Origin of the sequence: Herbihabitans rhizosphaerae (assembly GCF_004216555.1) — a bacterium.
Taxonomy (GTDB): Bacteria; Actinomycetota; Actinomycetes; order Mycobacteriales; family Pseudonocardiaceae; genus Herbihabitans; species Herbihabitans rhizosphaerae.
In genome coordinates this window covers 457,329-477,660 of sequence record NZ_SGWQ01000002.1, presented here as the reverse complement: position 1 = coordinate 477,660, position 20,332 = coordinate 457,329, and the positions used below count along the sequence as shown (strand labels likewise).

At 70.4% G+C, this 20,332-nt stretch carries 21 protein-coding genes; 7 read left to right on the top strand and 14 right to left on the bottom strand.

Annotation, left to right across the window (positions count from 1 at the left end; genetic code table 11):
- The first annotated feature begins 68 nt into the window (after positions 1 to 68).
- Positions 69 to 899 carry an SGNH/GDSL hydrolase family protein gene (locus EV193_RS07855; RefSeq protein ID WP_130343323.1) on the top strand — a complete coding sequence of 277 codons (831 nt, stop codon included), beginning with the start codon at positions 69 to 71 and terminating at the stop codon, positions 897 to 899.
- Here EV193_RS07855 and EV193_RS07850 read toward each other — a convergent pair.
- From EV193_RS07850 to EV193_RS07830, 5 genes are all read right to left on the bottom strand, one after another.
- Positions 896 to 3,091, bottom strand: a complete 2,196-nt coding sequence (locus tag EV193_RS07850; RefSeq protein ID WP_130343322.1) for a heavy metal translocating P-type ATPase — start codon at positions 3,089 to 3,091, stop codon at positions 896 to 898. The two genes, EV193_RS07855 and EV193_RS07850, sit on opposite strands and share 4 nt — an antisense overlap.
- Positions 3,091 to 4,062, bottom strand: a complete 972-nt coding sequence (locus EV193_RS07845) for a hypothetical protein (protein ID WP_130343321.1) — start codon at positions 4,060 to 4,062, stop codon at positions 3,091 to 3,093. The genes EV193_RS07850 and EV193_RS07845 overlap by 1 nt, the downstream gene beginning before the upstream one ends.
- 2 nt (positions 4,063 to 4,064) lie before the next feature.
- Complete coding sequence (locus tag EV193_RS07840; RefSeq protein ID WP_130343320.1) at positions 4,065 to 4,283, bottom strand: heavy-metal-associated domain-containing protein; 219 nt, start codon at positions 4,281 to 4,283, stop codon at positions 4,065 to 4,067.
- A 31-nt stretch (positions 4,284 to 4,314) separates the two neighbouring features.
- Complete coding sequence (locus EV193_RS07835; RefSeq protein ID WP_130343319.1) at positions 4,315 to 4,593, bottom strand: metal-sensitive transcriptional regulator; 279 nt, start codon at positions 4,591 to 4,593, stop codon at positions 4,315 to 4,317.
- 116 nt (positions 4,594 to 4,709) lie between these two features.
- Complete coding sequence (locus tag EV193_RS07830) at positions 4,710 to 6,047, bottom strand: pyridoxal phosphate-dependent aminotransferase (protein WP_242613208.1); 1,338 nt, start codon at positions 6,045 to 6,047, stop codon at positions 4,710 to 4,712.
- A 150-nt stretch (positions 6,048 to 6,197) separates the two neighbouring features.
- Here EV193_RS07830 and EV193_RS07825 point away from each other — a divergent pair, with 150 nt between their 5' ends.
- The 4 genes from EV193_RS07825 (at position 6,198) to EV193_RS07810 (ending at position 10,338) form a co-directional block, all read left to right on the top strand.
- Entirely contained in the window at positions 6,198 to 7,124 is a 927-nt protein-coding gene (locus tag EV193_RS07825) for a LysR family transcriptional regulator (RefSeq protein WP_130343318.1), read from the top strand.
- Positions 7,125 to 7,186: 62 nt separating this feature from the next.
- Positions 7,187 to 8,002 carry a YybH family protein gene (locus EV193_RS07820; RefSeq protein ID WP_130343317.1) on the top strand — a complete coding sequence of 272 codons (816 nt, stop codon included), beginning with the start codon at positions 7,187 to 7,189 and terminating at the stop codon, positions 8,000 to 8,002.
- 35 nt (positions 8,003 to 8,037) lie between these two features.
- Complete coding sequence (locus tag EV193_RS07815) at positions 8,038 to 9,282, top strand: DUF445 domain-containing protein (protein ID WP_130343316.1); 1,245 nt, start codon at positions 8,038 to 8,040, stop codon at positions 9,280 to 9,282.
- Positions 9,283 to 9,342: 60 nt separating this feature from the next.
- The gene (locus tag EV193_RS07810) at positions 9,343 to 10,338 is read left to right on the top strand and encodes a TauD/TfdA family dioxygenase (protein WP_130343315.1); all 996 of its coding nucleotides are present in this window, start codon (positions 9,343 to 9,345) and stop codon (positions 10,336 to 10,338) included.
- Here EV193_RS07810 and EV193_RS07805 read toward each other — a convergent pair.
- Both EV193_RS07805 and pafA read right to left on the bottom strand, forming a co-directional pair.
- The gene (locus tag EV193_RS07805; RefSeq protein ID WP_207222546.1) at positions 10,320 to 10,550 is read right to left on the bottom strand and encodes a type II toxin-antitoxin system HicB family antitoxin; all 231 of its coding nucleotides are present in this window, start codon (positions 10,548 to 10,550) and stop codon (positions 10,320 to 10,322) included. The two genes, EV193_RS07810 and EV193_RS07805, sit on opposite strands and share 19 nt — an antisense overlap.
- A gap of 28 nt (positions 10,551 to 10,578) precedes the next feature.
- Positions 10,579 to 11,937: a Pup--protein ligase gene (gene pafA, locus EV193_RS07800; protein WP_130343314.1), complete on the bottom strand. Its 1,359-nt coding sequence runs from the start codon at positions 11,935 to 11,937 to the stop codon at positions 10,579 to 10,581.
- Positions 11,938 to 12,173: 236 nt separating this feature from the next.
- On the opposite strand from pafA, the gene EV193_RS07795 reads away from it, so the two are divergent.
- Positions 12,174 to 13,652, top strand: coding sequence for a bifunctional phosphatase PAP2/diacylglycerol kinase family protein (locus EV193_RS07795; protein WP_130343662.1), 1,479 nt, complete (start codon positions 12,174 to 12,176; stop codon positions 13,650 to 13,652).
- Positions 13,653 to 13,723: 71 nt separating this feature from the next.
- On the opposite strand, the gene prcA is transcribed toward EV193_RS07795, so the two are convergent.
- The 4 genes from prcA to dop form a co-directional block, all read right to left on the bottom strand.
- Entirely contained in the window at positions 13,724 to 14,536 is an 813-nt protein-coding gene (gene prcA, locus EV193_RS07790) for a proteasome subunit alpha (RefSeq protein ID WP_130343313.1), read from the bottom strand.
- Between the two features lie 58 nt (positions 14,537 to 14,594).
- Positions 14,595 to 15,446 carry a proteasome subunit beta gene (prcB, locus tag EV193_RS07785; RefSeq protein WP_130343312.1) on the bottom strand — a complete coding sequence of 284 codons (852 nt, stop codon included), beginning with the start codon at positions 15,444 to 15,446 and terminating at the stop codon, positions 14,595 to 14,597.
- Between the two features lie 37 nt (positions 15,447 to 15,483).
- Positions 15,484 to 15,678 (bottom strand): ubiquitin-like protein Pup, encoded by a 195-nt coding sequence (locus tag EV193_RS07780; protein WP_130343311.1) that lies wholly within the window; start codon positions 15,676 to 15,678, stop codon positions 15,484 to 15,486.
- A gap of 71 nt (positions 15,679 to 15,749) precedes the next feature.
- Positions 15,750 to 17,258 (bottom strand): depupylase/deamidase Dop, encoded by a 1,509-nt coding sequence (dop, locus tag EV193_RS07775; protein ID WP_130343310.1) that lies wholly within the window; start codon positions 17,256 to 17,258, stop codon positions 15,750 to 15,752.
- Positions 17,259 to 17,296: 38 nt separating this feature from the next.
- Here dop and EV193_RS07770 point away from each other — a divergent pair, with 38 nt between their 5' ends.
- On the top strand, positions 17,297 to 17,815 hold the full coding sequence (locus tag EV193_RS07770; RefSeq protein ID WP_242613207.1) for an NUDIX hydrolase: 519 nt from the start codon (positions 17,297 to 17,299) through the stop codon (positions 17,813 to 17,815).
- Here the strand turns inward: EV193_RS07770 and EV193_RS07765 are convergent, their stop codons facing one another.
- The 3 genes from EV193_RS07765 to EV193_RS07755 all read right to left on the bottom strand — a co-directional run bounded on the left by EV193_RS07765 (position 17,816) and on the right by EV193_RS07755 (position 20,332).
- Positions 17,816 to 18,991, bottom strand: a complete 1,176-nt coding sequence (locus EV193_RS07765; protein WP_130343309.1) for a hypothetical protein — start codon at positions 18,989 to 18,991, stop codon at positions 17,816 to 17,818.
- Between the two features lie 3 nt (positions 18,992 to 18,994).
- The gene (locus EV193_RS07760) at positions 18,995 to 19,648 is read right to left on the bottom strand and encodes a hypothetical protein (protein ID WP_165401283.1); all 654 of its coding nucleotides are present in this window, start codon (positions 19,646 to 19,648) and stop codon (positions 18,995 to 18,997) included.
- A 69-nt stretch (positions 19,649 to 19,717) separates the two neighbouring features.
- The gene (locus tag EV193_RS07755) at positions 19,718 to 20,332 is read right to left on the bottom strand and encodes a TetR/AcrR family transcriptional regulator (RefSeq protein WP_130343307.1); all 615 of its coding nucleotides are present in this window, start codon (positions 20,330 to 20,332) and stop codon (positions 19,718 to 19,720) included.

Sequence of the window (20,332 nt, the reverse complement as noted above, 5' to 3'; positions counted from 1 at the left end):
GCCGTGACGCCGGTCTCACCCGCCATGATGAAAGGAATTCGGCAACGGCGACCACGAGGAGCGGCACGATGCGGCGAGCACGACGTTGGGCAAGCGGACTGGCGGCGGCCGTGCTCGCCACCGGGGTGATCACCGCGCAGGCGTTCGCCGACAACGCGTCGGCCGAACCCGCCCGATACGCCGCGCTCGGCGACTCGGCCGCGGCCGGCCCGCTGGTCCCGCCGATCGACTGGAGCGACCCGTTCTGCGCGCGCTCGCTGGCCAACTACCCGCACGTGCTGGCCGAGTCGCTCGGTGCGACGCTCACCGACGTGTCGTGCAGCGGTGCGGTCACGCCTGATCTGGCCAAGCAGTACAACGTGCTGAACCAGAACACCGACATCGTCACGATCACGATCGGCGGCAACGACGTTGGCCTGGTGCAGGCCGCGCTCGGTTGCCTCAACCTGTTCCCCGAGCCGATCGGGTTCTCCTGCGCGGACCGCATGACCTCGGGCGGTCGCGATCAGCTCGCCGAGAAGATCGAGAGCCTCCGTCCGGTGTGGACGAACGCGTTCGCCGAGGCCAAGCGCAACGCGCCGAACGCGGAGATCTACATCGTCGGCTACGGCACCTACCTGCCCAAGGGCGGCTGCCCGACGCAGATCCCGATGTGGGCGCGGGATTCCGACTACATCCAGGCGTCGATCAGCAAGATGAACGACGCGCTGGAGGCAGTCGCCACGAGCGCCGGAGTCACCTTCGTCGACCTCGAACCGTCCACTGTGGACCACACGGTGTGCGCGCCGCCGAACAAGCGGTTCTACGAGCCGCTGCTCCCAGGCAACCCGGCAGCGCCGTTGCACCCGAACGCCGCCGGGATGGCGAACGCCGCGAAGGTGATCGCCGGAGCCCGCTAGATCGCCCGGAAACCGCGTAGCCGCAAGCTGTTCGTCACCACGAACACGGAGCTGAACGCCATCGCGGCACCGGCGAGCATCGGGTTCAGCAGGCCGGCAGCGGCCAGCGGGATCGCCGCCACGTTGTAGGCGAACGCCCAGAACAGGTTGCCCTTGATCGTGCGCAGCGTGCGGCGCGAGAGTCTGATCGCGTCGACCGCCGCGCGCAGATCGCCGCGCACCAGCGTCAGGTCGCTCGCCTCGATCGCGACATCGGTGCCGGTGCCCATGGCCAGGCCGAGGTCCGCGGTGGCCAGCGCGGCCGCGTCGTTGACGCCGTCACCGACCATCGCGACGACCTTGCCATCGGCCTGCAGGCGCTTCACCACGTCCACCTTGTCGGCCGGAAGCACCTCGGCGATCACCTCGTCGATGCCCACCTCGGCGGCCACCGCACGGGCCACCGCCTCGTTGTCGCCGGTGAGCAACACCGGGGTGAGGCCGAGGTCGCGCATCCGGCGAATCGCCTCGGCGGAGGTCGGCTTGACGGTGTCGGCGACCACGAGCAGTGCGCGCACTGTGTCGTCCCAGCCGACCAGAACGGCGGTGCGGCCCAGTTTCTCCGCGTCGGCCTTCCTGGCGGCCAGCTCGTCGGGCAGCTCCGCGTCGAACAGCGCGGCCCGCCCGACGACCACCGCGCGGCCGTCGACCGTGCCCCGCACGCCGAGGCCCTCCACATTCGCGAAGGCATCCACCGGCGGCAGGTCGCCCACCCGCTCCCGGGCGCCCTCGGCGATGGCCCGGGCGATCGGGTGCTCGGACGCGTGCTCCACCGCGCCGGCGAGCCGCAGCGCCTCGTCGTCCTCCACGCCGTCGGCGGTGTGCACGCCGACCATCGACATCACGCCGGTGGTGACCGTGCCGGTCTTGTCCAGCACGATCGTGTCGATCTTGCGGGTGGACTCGAGCATCTCCGGGCCCTTGATCAGGATGCCCAACTGGGCGCCGCGGCCGGTGCCGACGAGCAGCGCCGTCGGGGTGGCGAGGCCCAGCGCACACGGGCAGGCGATGATCAGCACGGCCACGGCGGCGGTGAACGCGGTCGCTGTCGAATCACCGGTACCCAGCCAGAACCCAAGCGTGCCAACGGAAAGCGCGATCACGATCGGCACGAAGACACCGGAGATCCGGTCCGCGAGCCGCTGCACCTCGGCCTTGCCGGTCTGCGCCTGCTCGACCAGTTCGGCCATCTTCGCGAGCTGTGTGTCCGCGCCGATCCGGGACGCGCGCACCACGAGCCGCCCGCCCGCGTTCACAGTGCCACCGACCACCGTGTCACCCGTGGCGACCTCGACCGGGACCGACTCGCCGGTGAGCATGCTGGCGTCGACCGCCGAACTGCCGTCGATCACGGTCCCGTCGGTGGCGATCTTCTCGCCAGGTCGTACCACGAATTCGTCGCCGACGACCAGTTGCTCCACCGGGACACGCTGCTCGATGCCGTCGCGCAGCACGGCGACATCCTTGGCGCCCAAGGAAAGCAGCGCACGCAACGCCGCACCGGCGCGGCGCTTGGACCGTGCCTCGAAGTACCGGCCGGCCAGGATGAACGTGGTGACACCGGCGGCGACCTCGAGGTACAGGTTACCGTTGCCGGCCGAGCGCTCCACGGTCAGCTCGAATGGGTGCGTCATGCCGGGTGTGCCGGCCGTGCCCCAGAGCAGCGCGTAGAGCGACCACAGGAACGCGGCCAGCGTGCCGACCGTGATCAGCGTGTCCATGGTGGCCGCGCCGTGCCGCAGGTTCGCCCAGGTCGCCTTGTGGAACGGCCACGCGCCCCACACCACGACCGGCGCGGCGAGCGTCAGCGAGATCCACTGCCAGTAGGTGAACTGCAGCGCCGGCACCATCGACATCGCGATCACCGGGACGGACAGCACCGCGGCGCCGATCAGCCGGTGCCGCAGCGACCGGGTCGGATCGTTCGGCTCGATCTCCTCGGTGCGCGCGGGCGGCGATGCGGCGTAGCCGGCCGCCTCGACCTGCGCGACGAGCTGCTCGACCGTGACCGGGTTGCCGAAGGAGACCTTCGCCTTCTCGGTCGCGTAGTTCACCGTCGCGGTGACGCCGTCCAGCTTGTTCAGCTTCTTCTCGACGCGCATGGCGCAGGACGCGCAGGTCATCCCGCCGATGTCGAGCTCGATGGAGGTCATCAGCCGTGCCCTTCACCTGGTGCGTGAGTGTGCCCGCCCTGGGTCGGCGCCGGCTGGGTGGGTGCGGGCGGAGTGGTCTGGGACACCGCTCCGCCTGTCGCCACCGTGAATTCGGCCGTGTGCACCTGGTGGGCGTGCTCGAACTCCAGGAACAGGCGGTACTCGCCGGCCGACGGCACCTCCACGTCGAACGCCACGGTGGGGCCGGGCGGCGTCTTCCCGTCACCGGGCTCGCCGTCCGGGTGGACGTGCAGGTAGGCGAGGTCGCCGACGCGCAGCGCCACCAGGTGGCCGTAGGCGCCCAGGTACGGCCGCAGGTCGGTGACCGGCACGCCGGCCCTGCTGACGTGCAGAGTCGCTTTGGAAGACCGACCCGGCACCAGATCGCCGTCCAGTCGCACGGTGTAGCCGTTCACCTCGGCGACCCGGGATTGCGGGTAGCTCACCGGCCGCAGATCGCCGGGCACCACGAGGTCCATACCGAGGGTGGCCGGCGCTCCCCCGGTGGGCACGAAGTCGGCGAACGCGCGGTAGCTGCCGGCCCGCGGCAGGTCCAGCCATGCCGTCCAGGTGCCGTCCGGCGCCATCTTCGGGTGCACGTGCTGGTAGCCGGAGGTGTCGCGGCGCACCACGATGAGGTGCATCCGCTTCTCGTGGTTGAGGTCGAACGCGGTGACCGGTCGCCCGTCCGGCCCGGTGATCCGGAAGCTGAACTCGACCGCCGGGCCGGCCGCCAGCGTGGTCTGCACCGGCGTGAACGTGTAGCCGCCGCGGGTCGAGGCGAGACCCGTGGGCAGCGTCTCGGCAGCCGGTGTCGCACCGGGTGCGGGCGGCACACCGCCGTGCCCGTGCTCGGCGGCCACCGGCTGTTCCTCGGCGACCGGCCCGACGGCGGACCCGACGGCCCAGCCGCCTCCTCCGATCAGGGCCAGCGCCGCGCCGAAGGCGGACAGCTTCACCGCGGTTCGCATGATCAGCTCGCCAGGGTGTAGCCCGCCTCGTCGACGGCGGCGCGCACGGCGTCGTCGGCGAGGGGCGCGCTACTGGTCACGGTGACCGCGCCCGTAGGCAGGTCGACGTCCACAGTGGACACACCGCCGATCTTGCCGACCTCCTCGGTCACCGCGCTCACGCAGTGCCCGCAGGTCATGCCGGTGACGGTGTAGGTGGCCCCGTAGGTGGTTTCAGCCATTGCTGTTCTCCTTGTGTCGCAACGATTTCTGTCAGGAACGGACGAGACGCGCGATCGCGTCACTGGCCTCGCGGATCTTCTCCTCGGCGTCGGCGCCCTCCACGATCGCCTCGTGCACGCAGTGCTTGAGGTGCTCGTCGAGCAGGCCGAGCGACACCGACTGCAGCGCCTTGGTCGCGGCGGACACCTGGGTCAGGATGTCGATGCAGTACTCGTCGTTCTCGACCATCCGCTGCAGCCCTCGGATCTGCCCCTCGATCCGCCGCAGCCGTTTCAGGAAGTCGTCCTTGTCGCCGCTGTAACCCCGCATCGCGCCTCCTCGTCGGTCGAACCACTGCCGACTGTATACCCTAGGGGGGTAGGGTGACAACATGAAAAAGCCCGTCAGTCCCCCGAGGACTGACGGGCCTTCTCGGGTGCGGAAAGCTAGGCCACCGCTCGCGCCGGCACCGGTTCACACACCGGCACGAGCACGTCGTCGAGGATCTCCGACAGCCGATCGAGCGAGTCGGCGATCCAGGGAAGTTCGGTCGGGTCATCGGCACCCAGCGCGGCGAGCCGCTGCGTGTCGTTCTCCCCGTACATCAGGCTCGGCGCCACCCGCATGCGCAGCGCCTCGTCCGGCTCGCCGAACGCGCTGGCCGGGAGCACGCCCAGCCCGTGCCGCTCGAGCAGCATGCCGGTCAGCTCGGCGCCCGTCTCGATTCCGTGCGCCGCACGCAGGTTCTCCCGCATCGGCTCGAAGTCCGGATAGGTGTAGAACCCCGCCTCCGGCCGCACCACCCGTGCGCCGGCCGCCTCGAACCGGTCGGCCACCGCGTTCACGATCGTCGCGTGCAGCGCCCGGCTCGCGTCCACCCGTTCCAGCAACTCGGGCGGCTCACCGAAGGCGAACGCCGCCGCGTGCTGCATCGGCGCGGGCGGGCTGGACCAGATCTCGCTCGCGATCCCCCGCACGCTGGACAGCAGCGCCGACCCACACGGTCCGTCCGGCAGCCGCGCGACACCGATGCGCCAGCCGCCGGCCGCGAGGTGCTTGCTCAGCGCGGTGGTCACCACGGTCCGCTCGGGCGCCCACCGCGCCGGGCTGGGCACCGGCCGCGACGGGTCGTGCACCAGGTCGCGGTAGATCTCGTCGGAGATGATCAGCAGGTCGTGCTCCTTGGCGACCGTGCACAGGCGGCGCACGGTGTCCTCGGAGGCGAGCGTGCCGGTCGGGTTGTCCGGCAGCGTGACGATCACGGTCCGGATCGCGCGCCCGGCGGCCTTCGCCGCGGTGGCCGCCTCGGCCAGCAACTCCGGGTCGGGCACGCCGCCCTCGCCGGGCACGGTCGGGATCCGGATCGGCTCCACGCCGACGAGCGAGGCCTGCGCCGCGTAGCTCACCCAACTGGGTGATGCGACGGCGACGTCTCCGCCGACGGCCATCAGCAACGCGTAGAGAAGAGGCTTGCTCCCCGGGCCGGCGACGAGGAAGTCGGGGTCGGTCGGCAGGCCGCGGCGGCACCAGTAGCCGGCGGCCGCCTCGCGCAGTTCGCCGGACCCGGCCACCGGGCCGTAGCCACCACGGCCGGCGGCGGCCGCGAGTTCGCTGGTCAGCGCTGGGTGGATGGGTATTCCCGCCTCACCGAAACCGAGCGGCAGGACCCGCATCCCTTCCCGTCTCTTGCGGACGAGTGCTTCGTTCACGGCCAACGTCGGCGACAGCGGAACGGGGCGCGGGTCGGACATCGACCAGGTGGCGGACGGGTTCAGGGCAGGCATCAAGGCTCCAGGACACGACGAGAGACGGGCGGCTGACACAACGACGGAAATCCCCGAATCTCCGTGACCCGGCCGGATCACTTTCCATGCTTGCTCAGAGCTAGCATCATTGCAAGCGAGTCTCGCCGATGGCGACCGTAAGGAAAACTGATGCTGGAGTTACGCCGTCTCAGATTGTTGACCGAATTCGTACGCCGAGGCAGCATCGCCGCGACCGCATCGTCACTCGGCTACACGCCGTCCGCCGTCTCCCAACAGCTCGCCGCGCTCGAACGCGAGGTGGGCGTCGCGCTGCTGGACCGCACCGCCCGCAGCGCCGAGCTGACCGACGCCGGCCGCCGGCTCGCCGAGCGCTCGGAGGAGATCCTCACGCTGGTCGAAGCCGCCGAGGCGGACCTGTCCGCGCAGGAGAACGCGCCGACCGGGCGGGTCGTGGTGACCGGCTTCCCCACCGCGGCCGTCGCCTTCGCACCCGCGCTGGCGCGCAGTCTCGGCGACCACCCCGGCCTCACCTTCGTGCTCCGGCAGACCCGGCCCGGCGAGGGCCTGCGCCAGGTGCAGAGCGGCGAGGTGGACATCGCGCTGATCGACGACTGGACCGGCAAGGCACCCGAGCAGGCGCCGTCCACCCTCAAGTTCTTCCACCTGCGGCGTGACCCGGTCGTGCTCGCGTTGCCCGAGGGGCACGCGATGGCCGACCCGACCGTGCCGGTCGACCTGCAGGAACTCCGCGATCAGCCGTGGATGGCAGCACCAGCGGGCGAGCCGTCCCGGCGAGCGGTCGAGCGGCTGCTGGACACGGTCGGCGGCGCGCGCCCGGTGCCGTGGGAGTTCGAGGGCCTGCACACGATCCTCAGCCTGGTCGCCCGAGGCATCGGGATCACCGCCGTACCCGCACTCACCCTCGCGGCCGGCGACCAGGGTGTCGCGGTGCGCCGGCTGCCCGGCCGCACGATCGCCCGCGAGGTGTACGCGGTCACCCGCACCGCGAGCGTGCGCAGGCCGTCGGTGGCGGTGACACTGGGCGCGATCCACGCCGCCGCACGGCAGACCCAGCCGACTCCCCCGGAGTCATGATGAATTCCCGCGGCGGCGCGAGTCTTCTTCTCGACTGACACCCTTCGAGAGAGGACGAGCCGATGTCGGACGAGCAGCGGATCCGGGACCTGATCGAACGTTGGACGAGCGCGGTGCACACCGGCGACATGGCCGGCGTGCTCGCCGACCACGCCGAGGACATCGTGATGTTCGACGTGCCGCCACCGCACGACGGCGTGCGCGGCATCGACGACTACCGCGCCACCTGGCCGGGCTTCTTCGAGTGGCAGGCCGCCGGGGCGAGCTTCGAGATCGTCGAGCTGGACGTGACGGCGGGCGAGGACGTGGCGTTCGCGCACGCGCTGCTGCGCTGCGGGACACCGGAGGAACTCACCGCGATCCCCCAGCAGCGGCTGCGGCTGACCCTGGGCCTGCGCAAAGAGAACGGGCGCTGGGTGGTGGCGCACGAGCACCACTCGTTCGCGGACCTGTCAGCCGATTTCGCGGTGGCCGAACGGGAGGTGCGCGCGGTGCACGAGGACTGGTCGCGCACGACGGCGGACAAGGACCTCGACGGGCTGATGTCGCACATCGCCGACGACGTGGTCAGCTACGAGCACGGCGGGCCGCTGGCCTACGTCGGCGTGGACGACGTCCGCGAGGTCTGCGCGCGCGGGCTCGACTCCGGGCCCGGCGTGGACTTCGACACACCCGATCTCACCGTGCTGGTGCGCGACGACCTCGCCGTGTCGTGGGGGTTCGACCGGGTTCGCGTCCACGACGGCGAGTCGGTCACGACCTGGTCGCGCGGCACTCGCGTGTTCCAGCGCCGGGACGGCCGGTGGCTCATGATCCACCAGCATCTGTCCTACCCGATGGGCGAATCGGGCCAGGTCAGGACGGATCTGACGCCGTGACATGATCGGCCGGCACGCACGGCGGAAGGGGCGGGGTGAGCTGGTCGGAGATCGTCGCCGACTTCCAGGCGAACTGGTGGATCTACCTCTCCATGCCCGTCATGGCCGCGGTGATCGGCTACGTGACCAAGTTGCTCGCCGTGCAGATGATGTTCAAACCCTTGGAGTTCAAGGGAATCCCGCCGTACCTCGGCTGGCAGGGCATGTTGCCCAGGCGCGCACCGAAAATGGCCTCGATCGCCTACGACATGATCACCAACAATCTGGTCGACCTGCAGGAGGTGATGGGCAGGATCGACCCGGACGACCTCGCGCGGGAGATGCGCGGGCCGATGAACGACACGATCGCGGAGCTGGCCGAAAGCCTGCTCGTCGAGTACCAGCCCGGCCTCTGGGAAACGCTCCCCGACCAGGCCAAGCGGCTGTTGATCAGGCGGGCGCAGGCCGAGGCGCCGAGGGTGCTGCGACAGCTCGCCGAGGAGATCCGCAAGGACATCCACTCGGTCGTGGACGTGCGGCACATGGTGGTGTCGAACCTGTCCAGGGACAAGGACCTGGTCAACCGGCTGATCAAGGACATCGCGACGCCGGAGATCAAGTTCCTGGTGCGGTCCGGCATCTACTTCGGGTCGATCATCGGGCTGGTGCAGATGTGCGTGTGGGCCCTCACGCACAACGCGCTGGTGATGCCGATCTTCGGATTCGCCACCGGCTGGATCACCGACTACGTGGCGCTGAACATGCTGTTCGTGCCGAACGAGCCGCGCCGGTTCCTCGGTCTCAAGGTGCACGGGCTGTTCCTGCGCCGGCAGCACGAGGTCGCCTCGGTGTACGGCGAGTTGATCGCCAAGGAGATCCTGACCCCGCGCAACCTGTTCGAGGGCATGCTCACCGGGCCGAAGTCGGATCGGCTGATCGCGTTGGTACAGAAGGAAGTTCAGCGCACGATCGACCGGCAGGCCGGGATCGCCAAGCCGCTCGTGGTGCTCGCGGTCGGCGGGCGGCGCTACCGGGAGATGAAGCAGGCCGCGGTCACCAAGGTGATCGAGACCGCTCCGGACGCGGCAGAGAGCATGTTCGAGTACACCGAGAAGGCGTTGGACATCAAGTCCACGATCCGGGAGAAGATGCGCGAGCTGACGCCGACGCAGTTCATCCAGATCCTGCGGCCGGCGTTCAAGGAGGACGAGAAGACCGCGATCGCGGTGGGCGCGATCCTCGGCGGGTTGGTCGGCGAACTCCAGGCGTTCCTCGTCGTGCATCTGCCACAGATGCTCTAGTGACCCGACCGACAGTCAGTAAGGGTTGCCTAACCTAATGCGCGAGGTTAGCGTTTCCGCATGTCCTCGTCACCCGGTCCGATCCGGCTGCTGGACGCCGGACCCGCTGGCACGCTGAGCGATCTGACCGAGCGCCTCGCCCTGGAGTACGGCACCGCGGCTCACCCCGAGCTGGTCCGCCGCGCTCCCGAGCTGACCGCCAAGATCGGCGCGTCGGTGCGTGAGTTGCTCAGCCCTCCCGACCCGGAACTGGGCCTGTTCGTCCTGCGCGGCCTGCCCGTCGACGACACACGGATCGGCCGCACTCCCCCGCACTGGTCGGATGTGTCACCGGTGCGCACCGCGTCGTGGGACATCATGATGATGTTGCTCGCCTCGGCGATGGGCCGCCCGTTCGGCTGGGCCGGCCAGCAGGACGGCAAACTCGTGCACAACCTCGTGCCGTCCGCCGATCAGGAGTTGGCGCAGACCGGCATGAGCAGCGCCGTGCAGCTCAGCCCACACTGCGAGGGCGCGTTCCACCCGCGCCGCGCGCACCTGCTGATGCTCGCCTGCATGCGCAACCGCGGCGGCGTCAGCACTCATGTGGCCTCGGTGCGTCGCACCCGGTTGGACGCCGCGGACCGGGCCTTGCTCGCCACGCCGACCGTGCCGATCCTGCCCGACGACTCCTACGGCGACTCGTCCTCCTACGACGACGACAGTCCACCCGTCCCGACGCTCTGGGAGCGCGAGGACGGTGTCTGCCTGCGTTTCGATCCGGCGCACACGCCGCTGGAGCGCGCCGGCCGGCGGTACCGCGTGGCGTACCTGCGGCTCGGCGAGGAACTGCGCCGGGTGGGCAACTCGATCACGCTCGAACCCGGCGACGTGCTGGTGATGGACAACGACGCGGTCGTGCACGGTCGCCAGCCGTTCACGGCGCGGTACGACGGCACCGACCGGTGGCTCAAGCGGATCAACGTTCGGGTACCCGGCCGCCGCCGGCCCGCGTTCGAGGAGCACGAGCACGGCTACGGCCAGGAGATCGTCGATCCCTACTGGCTCGCTGAGTAACCCGGAATGTTGACGTCCACCGTCGTCACGACCGGACGCGGCAGGTGGTCCAGGACCGGTTCTTCCTCGAACCACAGCTGCAGCGCCTCTGTGATCATGGCGGGTGCCTCGTCGTGCGTGTCGCCGAAGCTCGACACGTCGACCTCCAGACACTGCGCCACGTAGCGGTCATCCTTACGGGTGATCACCACGGTCAGGCTCAGGTTCGACACAGGGTCACGGTAGACGTCAGGTTTTGATCTACAGCGAGGCGATCAGGCGCTCGACTCGCTCGTCGACGGCGCGGAACGGGTCCTTGCACAGCACGGTGCGCTGCGCCTGGTCGTTCAGCTTGAGGTGCACCCAGTCGACCGTGAAGTCGCGCCCGGCCTCCTGTGCGGCCGCGATGAAGTCACCGCGCAGTTTCGCGCGGGTGGTCTGCGGCGGCGTGTCCTTGGCGGCCTCGATCTCGGGGTCCTCGGTCACCCGTTGCACCAGGTCCTTGCGTTGCAGCAGGTCGAACACGCCGCGCCCGCGTCTGATGTCGTGGTACGCCAGGTCGAGCTGCGCGATGCGCGGGCTGGACAGGTCCATGTCGTGCTTGCGCCGGTAGCGGTTCACCAGCCGCAGCTTGATCGCCCAGTCGATCTCGCGGTCGATCTTGTCCAGCTGCTGGTGCTCGACCGCGTCCAGGGTGCGGCCCCACAGCTCCATCACGCGCTCCGCCACCGGGTCCGGCGACCGGCGGGCCACGTGCTCGAGCGCCCGCTCGTAGTACTCACGCTGAATGTCCAGCGCGGACGCCTCGCGCCCGCCGGCCAGCCGCACCGGCTTGCGCCCGGTCAGGTCGTGGCTGATCTCGCGGATCGCACGGATCGGGTTGTCCAGGCTGAAGTCCCGGAACTGCACGCCCTCCTCGATCATCTCCAGCACGAGGTTGGCCGTACCCACCTTGAGCAGCGTGGTCGGCTCCGCCATGTTCGAGTCGCCGACGATCACGTGCAGCCGCCGGTAGCGCTCGGCGTCGGCGTGCGGCTCGTCGCGCGTGTTGATGATCGGCCGCGAGCGGGTGGTCGCCGAGGACACGCCCTCCCAGATGTGCTCGGCACGCTGGGACAGGCAGTACACCGCGCCGCGCGGGGTCTGCAGCACCTTGCCGGCGCCGCAGATCAGCTGCCGGGTGACCAGGAACGGCAGCAGCACGTCGGCGATCCTGGAGAACTCCCCGGCCCGTGTGACCAGGTAGTTCTCGTGGCAGCCGTAGGAGTTGCCAGCCGAGTCGGTGTTGTTCTTGAACAGGAAGATGTCGCCGCCGATGCCCTCGTCGGCCAGCCGCCGCTCGGCGTCGACGAGCAGGTCCTCGAGGATGCGCTCGCCCGCCTTGTCGTGCGTCACGAGCTGCACCAGGTCGTCGCACTCGGCCGTGGCGTACTCGGGGTGTGACCCGACGTCCAGGTACAGCCGAGAACCGTTGCGCAGGAACACGTTCGACGAACGGCCCCAGGAGACCACCCGCCGAAAGAGGTAGCGCGCTACCTCATCAGGACTCAGCCGGCGCTGACCGTGGAACGTACAGGTCACGCCGAACTCGGTCTCGATTCCGAAGATCCGCCGCTGCATCCTCACAGCCTAGGCCGTATTCGGGCTAGTGACCGTGCGCCGTTCGGGGGGTGGGCCAGTTCGTTACCGTGCCGAGAGTGATTAACCTGAGGGTCACCTGAAGTTCGCGGCCGTTCTGTGAGCTTCGTCGCGTACCGTCCGCGCAACGTAAAAGAGCCGGTCGAAGGTGTGTCCATTGTGGACGGTCAGCTCCCAAATCGGCAGCCGGGTCGCCGCGTGACTAACGTGCGGGTGTGGTGATCAGACGAGTGCGGCGCTCCGCGCGCAAGGTCAACCGATTCGACCAGTCGCTGGTGCGCAGGCTCGGAGCGCTGCCGGAGACCAAGCTGGACTACCGGCTCAAGCGGCTCACCAGGTCGGCCAACCACGGTGTGCTGTGGTTCAGCGTGGCCACGATTCTCGCCTCCGGCAACCGCCGCGGCCGCCGTGCCGCGTTCCGTGGCGTCGCCGCGATCGCCGGCGCCAGCGCGTCGGCCAACCTGATCGGCAAGCGGCTGTTCCCCCGCCGACGCCCCGCCGCCGAGTTGGTCCCGATGCACCGCAGGCTCAGCAAACGGCCGACCTCCTCGTCGTTCCCGTCCGGGCACGCCGCCTCGGCCGCCGCGTTCTCCACGGCAGTGGCGATGGAGCACCCGGTGCTCGGCGCGACCGTGGCACCGCTGGCCGCCGCCGTCGCCTACTCGCGAGTGCACACCGGCGTGCACTGGCCTTCCGACGTGGCCGCCGGCACCGCGATCGGCGTGACGGCGGCGCTGGCCACCCGGCACTGGTGGCCGCTGCACCCGGACGTGCCCGCCCAGACGGCCCACCGCGCCGACGCGCCGGTGATGGTGGACGGCGTGGACATGCTCGTGCTGGTGAACCCCGGCTCCGGCGACCGCAACTTCGACCCGGTGGACCTCGCGCGGATCGCCTGGCCGTCGGCCACCTTCCTGTACCCGAACGGCAACGACATCCAGGAGCAGCTCCGCAAGGAGATCGAGCGGCGGGCCGGGCGGGTGAAGGCGCTCGGCGTGGCCGGCGGGGACGGCACGGTCGCCGCCGTGGCGTCTGTCGCCGCCGAGACCGGACTGCCGCTCGCGCTGATCCCGGCCGGCACGCTGAACCACTTCGCGCGTGACGTCGGGGTGCGCTCGATGCGTGATGCCGACCTCGCGACGGAGGCCGGCTCGGCGGTCGGGATCGACCTCGGCGAGGTGGAGATCAACGCGAGCGACTCGAACTCGCAGCGCTGGTTCGTGAACACGGCAAGCCTCGGCGGGTACCCGGAAATGGTGCGGCTGCGCGAAAAACTCGAGGACCGTCTGCCGAAGTGGCCGGCCATGGTGATCGCCACCATCCGCACGCTGCGTCACGCGCGACCGCTGCGCGTCCTGCTCAACGGCGATGCCCGCCTGGTGTGGATGGTGTTCGTGGGCAACGGGACCTACGCGCCGAAGGGGTTCGCGCCGTCCGCACGGCCGGCACTGGACACCGGCCTGCTCGACGTGCGATACCTGCGCGCCGACCTGCCCTACTCACGGGCGCGCTTCGTACTCGCCGCGCTGACCAACTCGCTGAACGCCAGCCACGTGTACCGCCAGCTCGACGTGGCCGAGCTGACCGTGGAACTGCTGGACGGCAACCGGCGGGTGGCCACCGACGGCGAGGTAGGCCCGCTGGGGCGACACTTCCGGTTCCGCTCCCGCCCGTCCGCCCTGACGATCTACCGGTGAACCCGGCCCGCTAGGTGCTGTCCTGTAAGTCTCGGCGCGGAGCCCGCGACCATGGACTCGCAGGACAGTGCCTAGCTGTCCTTGTCGCCGTTCTCGTCCGGCTCGGGCAGCTCGACGTCGGTGACCGGCTTCTTGGAGTCCTTGTCCCCCTTGGCCTTCTTGCCTTCGGAGTCACCAGAGTCACCGTCGGCCGCCTCCGGCAGCATCTCCTTGAGCGCGGCGCCGTTGATCCTGCGGAACGCGCGCTGGAGGCGGGACCGCTCCAGCACGGCCACCTCGAGCCTGCCGATGCCGGGCGGGCCGTCGCCGTTGGTCACACCGGCCGCGAGCACCTGCACGGCCAGCCTCACCGCGTCGGCGAGCTCCAGCCCGTCGGTGTAGGCGTCCTTGAGCGCGTTGGCGATCGGCTCGGTCTGGCCGCCCATCACCAGGTACTTCGGCTCGTCCACGATCGACCCGTCGTAGGTCAGCCGGAACAGCTGGTCCTGCTCGGCGGTGGCCCCCACCTCGGCGACGCAGATCTCCACCTCGAACGGCTTGAGCTGCTCGGTGAAGATCGACGCCAGCGTCTGCGCGTACAGGTTGGCGAGCTGCCTGGCGTGCACGTCGCGCCGGTCGTAGGAGTAGCCCTGCAGGTCGGTGTGCCGGATGCCGGCCTTGCGCAGGCTCTCGTACTCGCTGTACCGGCCGGCCGCGGCGAACCCGATCCGGTCGTAGATCTCCGACACCTTGTGCAGCGTCGTCGACGGGTTCTCCGCCACGAACACCACGCCGTCGGTGTATTTCAGCGCGACGACACTGCGCCCCCGAGAGATGCCCTTGCGGGCGTACTCCGAGCGGTCGCGCATCAACTGCTCGGGTGAGGCGTACAGCGGCATCGTCACGGCGGCACTCTCCTTGTTCGACGTTCGGCGTTCGACGTTGGCGTGACTGGGAAGCGGGCTAGCCGCGGGGTGAGTCGCCGCGTTCGGCGACCACGGCGGTGGCGACCTCGGCGGCGCGCTCGTCGGGCAGCTTGACCGCGCCGTGCTCACCGTCGATCGTGATCACCGAGGGGTAGATGCGCCGGCCGACGTCCGGGCCGCCGGTGGCCGAGTCGTCGTCGGCGGCGTCGTAGAGCGCCTCGACCGCACGCCGCACGGCGGTGTTCACGTCGGCCTCCGGGTCGTAGGTCTTCTTCAACGCGGACTTGGCGAACAGCGAGCCGGAGCCGACCGCGTGGTAGCCGGCCCGCTCCTCGTAGCGCCCGCCGGCCACATCGAACGACACGACCCGGCCGGCCTTCGCCGGGTCGGTCGCGTCCGTGTCGTAGCCGACGAACATCGGCATCACGGCGAGCCCGGCCATCGCGGTTTCCAGGTTTCCGCGCACCATCGTGGCGAGCTGGTTCGTCTTGCCGTCCAGGGACAGCGACGTCCCCTCCAGCTTCTCGTAGTGCTGCAGTTGGACCGCGTAGAGCCGGACCAGCTCCACCGCGAGCCCGGCCGTACCGGCAACGCCGACGGCGGAGTAGTCGTCGGTCACGTAGACCTTGTCCATGTCCCGCTGCGCGATCAGGTTGCCGGACGTGGCACGCCGGTCACCCGCGATCAGCACGCCGCCGGCGTACACGATCGCGACGATCGTGGTGCCGTGCGGCACGTCGACCGTCCCGGGCGCGCCGGCGCTCCGCCTGCCGGGCAGCAGTTCGGGCGCCTGCGCGCGCAGGAAGTCGGTGAACGAGGACGTGCCGGCCGACAGGTAGGCGGCTGGCAGCGCGGCACCCGGCTCCGGGCGCGACGAGGTGTGCTCCATTGCTTCCTTCGCTTATGGCTCGTACCGACGTGCGGGCTTACTGTCCGCCCTTTTGGACGTAGGCGCGCACGAAGTCCTCCGCATTTTCCTCGAGCACGTCGTCGATCTCGTCCAGGATCGTGTCGACGTCCTCGCCGAGCTTCTCCCGGCGCTCCTGCCCTGCCGCGCCGGTCTCCTCGAGTTCCTCGTCGCCGTCACCGCCACCTTGACGCTGCTGCTGCTCCTGGGACATGTCGCCTCCCAAACTCGCCGTTCGCGTACGGCTCTACCGAGAACATTACCGACCGGGACCGACCAATGTCGTTACCGCCGCGTTGCCCCGGTGAGCGCGTCGACGAGTTCCTCTGCGGTATTCGCCGACTCGATCAAGGCCTCGACGTGCGCTTTCGTCCCGCGCAGCGGCTCGAGGGTGGGGATCCGAACCAGCGACTCGCGGCCCAGATCGAAGATCACCGAATCCCACGAAGCGGCCGCGATCGCGTTCGGGTACCGCTCCAGGCACCGTCCCCGGAAGTACGCGCGGGTGTCGCTGGGCGGCGTGGTGATCGCCGCGAGCACCTCGTCCTCGGACACCAGCCGCTTCATCGAGCCACGCGCCACCAGCCGGTTGTACAGGCCCTTGTCCAGCCGCACGTCGGAGTACTGCAGGTCGATCAGGTGCAGCCGAGGCGAGGACCAGCCCAGCCCGTCGCGCGCCCGGAAACCCTCCAGCAGGCGCAGCTTGGCCGGCCAGTCCAACCGGTCGGCGCACTCCTCGGGATCGCGGGCCAGCGCGTCCAGGATCTCGCCCCACACCCGCAGCACGTCGGCGTCCACCCGGTCGTGCTCGTGGCGGTCCAGGTGCTCGGCGGCCATCTCGTGGTAGGCGAACTGCAGGTCCAGCCCGGTGAACTTGCGCCCGTTGGCCAGCTCGACGGTCGCCTTCAAGGTCGGGTCGTGGCTGATCGCGTGCACCGCGCGCACCGGGTCGGCCAGTTTCAGGTGGTCGAACCGGGTGCCGGACTCGATCATGTCGAGCACCAGCGTGGCGGTGCCGACCTTCAGATAGGTGGAGGTCTCCGCGAGGTTCGCGTCGCCGATGATCACGTGCAGCCTGCGGTACTTGTCCGCGTCGGCGTGCGGCTCGTCGCGGGTGTTGATGATCCCGCGCTTGAGCGTGGTCTCCAGGCCGACCTCGACCTCGATGTAGTCGGCACGCTGGGTGAGCTGGAAGCCGGCCTCCTCGCCGGTCACGCCGATGCCGACGCGGCCGGATCCGCAGATCACCTGGCGCGAGGTGAAGAACGGCGTCAGGCCGGCGATCACCGAGGTGAACGGCGTGTTCCTGGCCATCAGGTAGTTCTCGTGGGTGCCGTAGCTGGCGCCCTTGCCGTCGACGTTGTTCTTGTACAGCTGCAGCCTCGGCTGACCGGGTACGGTGGCCGCCTTCATCGCGGCCTGCTCCATCACCCGCTCCCCCGCCTTGTCCCAGATCACCGCGTCGCGCGCGTTGGTGACCTCGGGCGCGGAGTACTCCGGGTGCGCGTGGTCGACGTACAGCCGGGCGCCGTTGGTGAGGATCACGTTGGCCGCGCCGAGGTCCTCGACCTCGGGGTCGGTGGGTGGCATGCCGGGCGCGCCGAGGTCGAATCCCCGGGCGTCCCGCAGCGGCGACTCCACCTCGTAGTCCCAGCGTGCGCGGCGTGCGCGCGGGATGTCGGCGGCCGCCGCGTAGGCCAGCACGACCTGTGTGGAGGTCAGTACCGGGTTCGCGGTCGCGTCGCCGGGCACGGCGATGCCGTACTCGACCTCGGTTCCCATGATCCTCCGCATGCCGGCAAGCCTACGGGTCGGACTGGCACCATGAACGGGTGAGCACCTCAGACACCCGCGGCGAGATGGTCGCGATCTACGACTCCACCGGGGTCGTGGTCGACGCCCGGCCGCGCGATGTCATGCGTGCCGAGGGTTTGTGGCACGCGAGCGGCTCGGTGCTGGTGCGCTCGGGTGACGGTGAGCGGATCTACGTGCACCAGCGCACGTCCGACAAGGACATCTACCCCGGCATGCACGACTGCTGGGCCGGCGGCGTGGTCGCGGCCGGTGAGGACCCGACCGACTGCGCGGTGCGCGAGCTTGCCGAGGAACTCGGCGTCACCGGGGTCACGCCACGGCGCCTGTTCACTTCGCGGATCGAGCTGCCGCCGCTGCGGCTGCACATGTTCGCGCACGAGGTCCGCTGGGACGGGCCGATCGTGCACCAGGAGTCGGAGATCGCCGGCGGCGGCTGGCTGACCCTGGCCGAGCTGGTGTCCAAGCTCGGCGATCCGGACTGGCCGTTCGTGCCGGACGGGCGGATCGGGTTCACCATGTGGCTGCGCATGCAGTGATCAGTCCACTGTGGACGGTCGCACGGTGACCTGGATCGGGTCGTAGGCTGGGCGGTACCGCTCGATGTCGCCGAGCACTGTGTGCGCGTACCGTAGCCAGGTCACCGGATCGTCGGCGAAGGCCAGCGGCCCGGTGCCGGGAACCTCGGCCGGCCAGCGCAGCCGCTCGCCCACCGCCGCCGACGCGTCGCCGAGCAGTGTCACCGCGCCCTCCGGTGACACGCCCAGGGTGAGGAATTCCGGTGTGCCACGGCCGATCCGGGCCGCGATCGACTCGCCCGGCGCGGGAATCGAGGTGCGCACGACGTCCTGCACGCGGCCCCAGAACTCGCTGCGGCCGTACTCCACCGCCAGCGCGAACGCCCAGTCCTCCGGCGCGTCGACGAACCGGATCGGCCGGCCGTCCCGGCCTCGCGGCTCGTGGTCGAACCGGGCGGCGTTGTCCGCGCCGAGCACCCGGCCGTCGGCGGCGACGTGCACCTCCCACCGCGTGGATCCCCTTTCGTGGAAGGAGATCAGCACTTCGCGGCCCGGCGCCGCCACGGTGGACGGCACGTGGTCCGGCAGCCCGTGCGGAAACGTGGGCGGGCTCGCCGGATACGGCTGAGCCTGCACGTCCAGGCCGCTGACCCGCCAGTCCACCAGCGACTCGTCGGCGGGTGTGGGCCCCTCGGACACCCGCCGCCAGCGCAGGCCGGACATCCGCCGGGGCAGCCGGCGCGCCCAGTCGAACGGGTCGGCGGCGAACGCGGCGTCGTACAACGGCAGTTCCTCGGCCGCGGCGCCGATCACCTTCGCCAGGCCGAACCGGTCCACCGAGAGCTCGACCGGATCACCGCCCAGCGTGCCCTCGGCGAGTACCGGACCGTGCGGCGCGGGAATCGTCAGCCGCAGCACCGTCTCCGCGATCACGCGCGCGCCGAGCCCGGCCAGCGCGTCCCCCGGCGAGCCGTCCGTCCACTGGAGACGGTCGAGTCCACGCGTCTCCAGTGGCCGCCCGTCCGGCGCGATCTGCAGCCACGCCACGCGTTCGGAGTCGCGGTAGGCGCTCAGGCGCACCTCACGGCCGGGTGCGGCGAACCGTTCGGGCAGGCGGGCCAGCCGTTCACGCCGTCGCGCGTCCTCCTTGGCACCGTTCCAGTCCCAGTGATGGCTGTCGTAGTACGACGTGCCCACCGGTCACACCCTGTCGAGTGCCGAGGCGGCTCTCGGCGCGAGTCGGATCAGCGCGGCGCGCGCCCGGGCGGCGGCCGGCGCGGACACCGTCAGCACGGAGAGCACCTCGCCCCTGGCGACCAGGCTGGTGCACGTCGTCTCGCGCTCGCCGACCGCGCACCAGGACAGGCCGGCCGGGTCGTCGCCGGGGAATCGGAACGGTGTCTCGACCCGGAAAGTGTTGCCGCCCAAGCGAAAACGCCCGCAGGCCAGCGCGCCGCGGGTGTTCCGCACGATCGCGTCCGCGCCGCCGGGGTGCAGCGCGAGGTACTGCAGGACGGTCGCGCCGGTCGGGTAGCGCCACGACGCGCGGTAGGACTCCCGGGCAGCACCCAGCGGCGCGCCGCAGTCGTCCAGCCGGGCCAACATCATCCGCACGGGCTCCCCTGCCCGGGTGAGGCCCTCGCCGGCGAGGTCGGCCTCGGTCAGCGCGAACCGGTCGAGGCGGGGCGGCGGGGCGACCCGCACCGGCGCGGCGGCCGGCACCGGCGGTGTGCTCGTGGTCGACGGGCTCGCCGCCGCCACGGGCTCGTCCGAGTCCGACGCGCGCCGGAGTTTGTTGTCACCAAAGGAACAACCCGCGACGAGCGGCACTACGGCGACACTGATCGTCGACACGGTCGCGACCACGTTCCTGCGACGCAACAGCCACCCTCCCGGTCCAACGTGGCTCTCCCGGGCGCAAACCTAGCGCAGGAGCGTGCCGAGGTGGGCGCGCAGGACCTCCATCGTGCGTTCCGGCGGGATCGCCTCGGGCGTGGTGACCGCGGTCAGCGCGAGCCCGTCGATGAGCGCGGCCAGCCGGTCGGTCTCCTCGTCGAGGTCGATGTCGCCGGCGAGTTGGCCAGCGTCGCGTGAGCCGTCCAGGATCCGCCGCACGATCATCCGCATGCCCGAGGAGATCCTGCGTACGTACGGGCGGTACCGGGAGTCGCCGCGCGCCGCGATGGAGAACTCCAGCCACACCACGATCTCCCTGGTGCGCTGCTCGTCCAGCGGCAGGAACTCGGCGAGCATCGCCTCGACCAGTGCCTGCCGCTCCGGCGAGCGCGGCTCGGTGGTCTCGACCTTGCCGACGTGCGGCATGAACCGGGCGGTGAACGAGTCGTTCAGCGCGTCGAAGGCGATCGCCATGAGTTGCTCGTGGCTGCCGCAGTAGTGCCGCACCGAGCCGATCGCGAGACCGGCCTCGTCGGCCACGTTGCGCAGTGACGCCGAGGCGAACCCGTCGCGCGCGACGACCCGGAAGACCGCCTCGGCGACGTCACGCCTGCGGGCTTCCGGGTCGACGATCTTCGGCAT